7 protein-coding genes are annotated in these 6,215 nt (G+C 37.3%); all 7 read right to left on the bottom strand.

Annotated features, from left to right (window positions below):
- Positions 1–153 precede the first annotated feature (153 nt).
- Complete coding sequence (lysS, locus tag ACE38V_RS21715) at positions 154–1,638, bottom strand: lysine--tRNA ligase (protein ID WP_375844656.1); 1,485 nt, start codon at positions 1,636–1,638, stop codon at positions 154–156.
- 403 nt (positions 1,639–2,041) lie between these two features.
- Positions 2,042–3,043, bottom strand: coding sequence for a tRNA dihydrouridine synthase DusB (gene dusB, locus ACE38V_RS21710; protein ID WP_375844654.1), 1,002 nt, complete (start codon positions 3,041–3,043; stop codon positions 2,042–2,044).
- Between the two features lie 31 nt (positions 3,044–3,074).
- On the bottom strand, positions 3,075–3,290 hold the full coding sequence (locus ACE38V_RS21705; RefSeq protein ID WP_375844652.1) for a helix-turn-helix domain-containing protein: 216 nt from the start codon (positions 3,288–3,290) through the stop codon (positions 3,075–3,077).
- Positions 3,242–3,775 carry a 2-amino-4-hydroxy-6-hydroxymethyldihydropteridine diphosphokinase gene (gene folK / locus ACE38V_RS21700; protein WP_375844650.1) on the bottom strand — a complete coding sequence of 178 codons (534 nt, stop codon included), beginning with the start codon at positions 3,773–3,775 and terminating at the stop codon, positions 3,242–3,244. Before folK ends, ACE38V_RS21705 begins: the two co-directional genes overlap by 49 nt.
- A 3-nt stretch (positions 3,776–3,778) precedes the next feature.
- Complete coding sequence (folB, locus tag ACE38V_RS21695) at positions 3,779–4,138, bottom strand: dihydroneopterin aldolase (RefSeq protein WP_375844648.1); 360 nt, start codon at positions 4,136–4,138, stop codon at positions 3,779–3,781.
- Positions 4,131–4,976 carry a dihydropteroate synthase gene (gene folP, locus ACE38V_RS21690; protein WP_375844646.1) on the bottom strand — a complete coding sequence of 282 codons (846 nt, stop codon included), beginning with the start codon at positions 4,974–4,976 and terminating at the stop codon, positions 4,131–4,133. Before folP ends, folB begins: the two co-directional genes overlap by 8 nt.
- 212 nt (positions 4,977–5,188) lie before the next feature.
- Complete coding sequence (gene cysK, locus ACE38V_RS21685) at positions 5,189–6,115, bottom strand: cysteine synthase A (protein ID WP_375844644.1); 927 nt, start codon at positions 6,113–6,115, stop codon at positions 5,189–5,191.
- Between the last annotated feature and the right edge of the window lie 100 nt (positions 6,116–6,215).

Below are 6,215 nucleotides of genomic sequence, written 5' to 3'. Positions count from 1 at the left end.
TTTTGAGAAATTACTTTCGGGTTATAGCCTTGAATAATATTTAATTTTATATCACTTGTATATTTAGTCATATAAAAACTGCACCTCCAATTGTTAGATAGTGTCTAACAATTGGGGTGCAGTTCAAAAAAAGCCTGCTTTTTTCACAAATACTTATTTATGGCGCATTAATGGGAATAATAATACATCTCTAATAGACGGTGAATTGGTTAATAGCATAACTAAACGGTCAACGCCGATACCTAGGCCCCCGGTAGGTGGAAGCCCATATTCAAGAGCCTCAATGTAGTCAGTATCCATCATATGAGCCTCATCATTACCTTGCTCTCTCTCTTTTAATTGAGCCTCAAAGCGTTCCTTTTGGTCAATTGGGTCATTTAACTCTGTGAATGCATTAGCGTGCTCACGAGCAACGATAAATAGCTCAAAACGATCTGTAAAGCGAGGATCCTCGTCATTTTTCTTAGCAAGTGGAGAAACATCCACTGGATGCCCATAAATAAAAGTAGGTTGAATAAGCTTTTCTTCTACTTTTTGTTCAAAGAATTCGTTTACGATATGTCCATATTGCATATTATCGTTAATTTCAACGCCGTTTTCCTTGGCAAGCTGACGAGCTTCTTCCGTACTCATTTCTTTCCAGAAATCAACGCCAGTATATTCCTTAATAGCATCAACCATGTGAAGTCTCTTCCATTCAGGTTTCAACTCAACTTCATATTCACCGTATTGGATCTTTGTTGAACCTAGTACTTCTTGGGCAATATGAGCAATAAGATTTTCAGTTAAGCTCATAATATCACGGAAATCAGCATAAGCTTCATATAGCTCAATCATGGTGAATTCAGGGTTATGTCTTGTTGATACCCCTTCATTACGGAAAACACGGCCGATTTCATATACCTTCTCTAGTCCACCTACAATCAATCTCTTTAAATGCAATTCAATTGCGATACGCATATATAATTGCATGTCTAATGCATTGTGATGGGTGATAAACGGTCTTGCAGATGCTCCTCCCGCAATAGAATGCATCATAGGTGTTTCTACTTCTAGATAACCATGATTATCAAGATAACGTCTCATTGATTGAATAATTTTACTACGAGTGATAAAGGTTTTTTTACTCTCTTGGCTCATAATTAAATCAAGATAACGTTGACGATAACGTTGTTCTACATCCTTTAATCCGTGGAATTTATCAGGAAGAGGACGAAGTGATTTCGTTAATAAAACAAAATCGTGAACCTTCACAGAAAGTTCTCCTACTTTTGTTTTAAAAACAGTACCTCTAAGTCCAACGATATCACCTAAATCAACTTCTTTAAAAATCTCATATTGATCATCACCAACGGCATCTTTTCGCACATAAATTTGAATTTGCCCTGATAAATCTTGAATATGAGCAAAACCAGCTTTTCCTTTGCCACGTTTTGTCATGACACGACCAGCAATAGCGACAGACACATTTTGCTCTTCGATAGCTTCGTTTTCTAACTCTCCGTATTGATTAATTAATTCTTGAGCAAGATTAGTACGCTCGAAACGTTTTCCGAAAGGATCTAATCCTTTTTCTCGTAAAGCATTAAGTTTTTCCCGCCTAACCATTAATAAATCATTTAATTCCTCGTTACTCAACACAATCATCTCCATTACATCTTCTTATGTAGGACGCATTAATGCGATTTCATAAAGTGAAACTTCCATCAGTGGGGGTTTTCATTCATCCCCACTGATGGTTAGTCACGCAGAGCCTGATTGATTTTTCTAAGGGCTGAAGCCCAAAGAAAAATCTTATTTCACTTATCGGACCTTTACGGACAGTTGATCTCCCACTTATCTTCTTCGTATTCTCAGAATCTTGAAGTGGGAGTCTTACTGTCCGTTAAGAGTGGGATAAAATAGTACATACCATAATATTTTACACAATTTATTCATAACAGACATCATAAATGTTTATAATCGAAAAAAACTGCCATTGGATTTCTGGCAGTTTTTCACATGAATGAATTATAATGAAAGATTTGCCATAAGTCAAACCTTAGATAGCCTGAGATCTCTGTTGTTCCATTTCCTCTGATTCAATAACTAGTGCATTTAGCAGTGTCACAAGTTCTTCTCTTGTATTACATTCATTTATTGCATTTCGAGCCTTAGCATTACCACGAAGTCCTTTCAAATACCATGCAGCATGTTTACGCATTTCTCTAATAGCAACATTTTCATTTTTCAAGGCAATCAAACGATCCAAATGAAGAATACATACATTAATTTTTTCACGAACAGACGGTTCTCCCATTAATTCGCCCGTTTCTAAATATTTCACAGTCCGATAAATCATCCATGGGTTCCCTAAAGCAGCGCGTCCAATCATCACTCCATCACAACCTGTTTCTTCGAGCATGCGTTTGGCATCCTGAGGAGTTTGAACATCCCCATTTCCGATAATCGGAATATGCACCGCTTGTTTCACTTCACGAATAATATCCCAGTTTGCTTTTCCTTCATACATTTGTACACGAGTTCTGCCATGTAAGGATACCGCTTGTCCTCCTGCTCTTTCTACCGCTTGAGCATTTCGAATGGCATAAATATGATCTTCATCCCAGCCCATACGCATTTTTACCGTAACTGGCTTATCTACGACATCCACTACAGCTGATACCATTTCATAGATTTTATCTGGATCAAGAAGCCATTTTGCCCCAGCATCACATTTTGTAATTTTCGGTACAGGACATCCCATATTGATATCAATAATATCAGCATTTGAATTCTTGTCGACAAATTTTGCTGCTTCCACAAGGGATTCTCTTTCACCACCAAATATTTGTAAACTTAATGGTTTTTCTCCTTCATCTATATACAACATATTCATGGTTTTTTCGTTTTTATAAATAATCCCTTTATCGCTTACCATTTCGGCGCAAACTAATCCAGCGCCAAATTCTTTAACCGTTAAACGGAAAGCCGAATTACATACTCCCGCCATTGGTGCTAACACGACAGGGTTTTTCATCTGAATATCTCCAATTTTAAGCATTGGTTACCTCCTTTAATTTTGGAAATCTTTATCACTCTTTTTCATTAGGTGGAGTTAAATCTTCTTTACTAATATTTAATAAATGCGCAATCTGCTCAATTAATTCAGTTGTTGGCATTCGATTACCTCGTTCTACCTCTCCCAAAATAGATACTGAGACACCGAGCTCTTTTGCAAAGCTTTCCTGCGTATACCCCTTTAATTTGCGAAAAGCGCGAATACGCCTTCCCCATTTTTCTGCTTCCATTTTCGTACCCCTTCTTTATTCGATATAACTTGATCATTCCATAAATCTTTCAATGATTGATTCATCTTCGGTACATGGATGTCTGGATTGATTTCTAAAAGAGGTATCATGACAAAAGCGCGTTCTGTCATCCGAGGATGAGGAATCATTAGGTTCTCTGATTCAATATTTTCTTGATTATACAAGAGAATGTCAAGGTCTAATGTTCTAGGACCCCAACGAATTTCCCTTTTTCTCCCAAGATTTTTCTCGATTTCTTGGCAAACCATTAATAAATCCATCGGTTTTAAACTGGTGCTGACTTTAATTACCATATTTAAGAATGGATCCTGATCTTCATACCCCACTGGATCAGTTTCATAAACAGACGAAGTATTTTCTAACACTACTTCCTTCCGTTTCGCTAGCTCCTGAATAGCTTGACTTAAATAAAGAAAGCGATTCCCAATATTTGAGCCAAGTGCAATATATGCTTGATTATCCAATGATTATCTACTCCTTGTAATCTCAATAGCAACAGAATCATAATGTCCAGGAATGGGAGGATCGGGCTTAGTCACCTTAACTGTAACTGCATAAACCGAAGGATATCTCTCTAAAACTACGGAAGATATTTTTTCAGCAACAGCTTCAATTAACTTAAATGGTTTACCTTCGACGATATCTTGACTTAATTGATATAAATCACCATAGTTAACAGAGTCAGCTAAAAGATCGTTCTCCCCTGCCTTACGCAAATCGACTTCCACCATTAAATCTATGATAAAGCGCTGACCTAATCGTGTTTCTTCTGGAAAAACTCCATGATAGCCATAAAATTGCATCCGATTCACATAAATTTTATCCAACGTAATCACCCTTACCCATCATCGCATCCATCATTTTGGCCATTCTGCTCATTTCCTTTACATCATGAATTCGAATGATTTGACAACCTTGTTGAATGCCGAAACATACCGTCGCTCCTGTCCCTTCCATTCTCTCATCAACAGGCAAATCCAACACAGTTCCAATCATTCTTTTTCTGGATGTTCCTAGTAGGACTGGATATCCTAATGACACTAATTTATCTAAATTTCTCATCATCTCAAGATTTTCATTTAAGTCCTTTGCAAATCCAATTCCTGGATCTAATATAATTCGATCATCCTTTACGCCAGCCTGTTTCGCTAGTCGAATACTCTCATATAAATCATAGAAAACATCTCTGATAAACACATGGTAATCTCGATTATGGCGATTATGCATTAAGATAATCGGAACATCAAACTCAGCAGCTACTGATGACATATTCGGATCCGCCTTCGCTCCCCATATATCATTTATGATATGAGCTCCTGCCGTGAGTGCCTCTTTGGCAACTTTCGCTTTATACGTATCAATTGAAATAGGGACATGAACGGCCTCAGAAACTGCCTTTATTACCGGGACCACCCGTTCAATTTCTTCTTCATCTGAAATCATCTCATATCCTGGTCTTGTAGACTCTCCCCCGATATCAATGATATCAGCCCCTTGCTCAACCATTTCTAACGCATGCCTGACTGCCATATCCAAACGATTATATTTCCCTCCATCCGAAAATGAGTCAGGGGTGACATTTAAAATACCCATAATCAGAGTTTTCTTCCCATAATCCAATGTATAAGGACCACATGGAATGGTCTCATCTCGCTTTTTTAACATTGCCGTTCCTCCCACTTTATCTTCTTTTTTATATACCAAAAGATGAAAACCCCTTTTTATCATACATGATGATTTACACGGTTTCATATTTTATGATTAAAAATCAAATAGATCATGAGGTAATAGCATTTTTAAAAGTTTCTAGAAGTTATTGTCTTACTTAAACAAAAAAAAAGCAACAGTCCAAAAGACTGTTGCTCAAAAGGATTAATTTATTCTTCATCAAAATGATACAAAGGCGTACTTAAATATCTTTCACCATTACTTGGGAGAATCGCAAGGACTTTCTTTCCTTTTCCAAGTTTCTTAGCAACTTGAATAGCAGCATAGATAGCGGCACCGGAAGATATTCCTCCTAGAATCCCTTCTTCTTTAGCTGCACGACGAGCATATTCAAAAGCATCATCCGTTCCAACTTGGATAATTTCATCATATACATCAGTATCTAATACTTTAGGAACAAAGCCAGCACCGATACCTTGAATTTTATGTGGACCTGGCTTTCCTCCAGAAAGAACTGGTGAATCCTTTGGTTCAACCGCATAAATCTTAATTCCTTTAAAATTCTCTTTTAATACTTGACCAACACCTGTAATCGTACCGCCAGTTCCGATTCCTGCAATAAACGCATCCAATTGATCAAGTTGCTCAACAATTTCTTTTCCTGTTGTTCTTCTATGAACTTCAGGATTTGATAGATTTTCGAATTGTTGAGGTACAAAATAGCCATGTTCTTTCGCTAGTTCCTCTGCTTTACGAATTGCTCCACCCATTCCTTCAGGTCCTGGAGTTAGAACAAGCTCTGCGCCATAGGCACGAAGTAAATTGCGACGTTCTATACTCATGGTCTCTGGCATTACAAGAATAGCTTTGTAACCCTTTGCAGCAGCAACCATAGCTAGTCCAATCCCAGTATTTCCACTTGTTGGTTCAATAATAGTATCTCCAGGTTTTAAATCTCCACTTTCTTCAGCTGCTTCAATCATCGCTAAGGCAATTCTGTCTTTCACGCTACTCCCTGGATTCATATACTCTAATTTCAAATAGACATCTGCAATATCCTCATCTACTACACGATTTAACTTTACGATTGGAGTTTGACCAATCAATTCTAATACTGAATTTGCTACTTGTGCCAATTCCATTCACTCCTCTTTATTCCGACTAAATTTATTGGTTTAATTAAAATTTATCAAGTATTGGTTTATAAGTCAATTCATTTACCCAAGATTTATTAAC

This window comes from Cytobacillus sp. Hz8 (assembly GCF_042263505.1).
Taxonomy (GTDB): Bacteria; Bacillota; Bacilli; order Bacillales; family Cytobacillaceae; genus Bacillus_BE.
The sequence above is the reverse complement of the archived record's forward strand: the minus strand, read 5'-3'. Positions and strand labels throughout refer to the sequence as shown.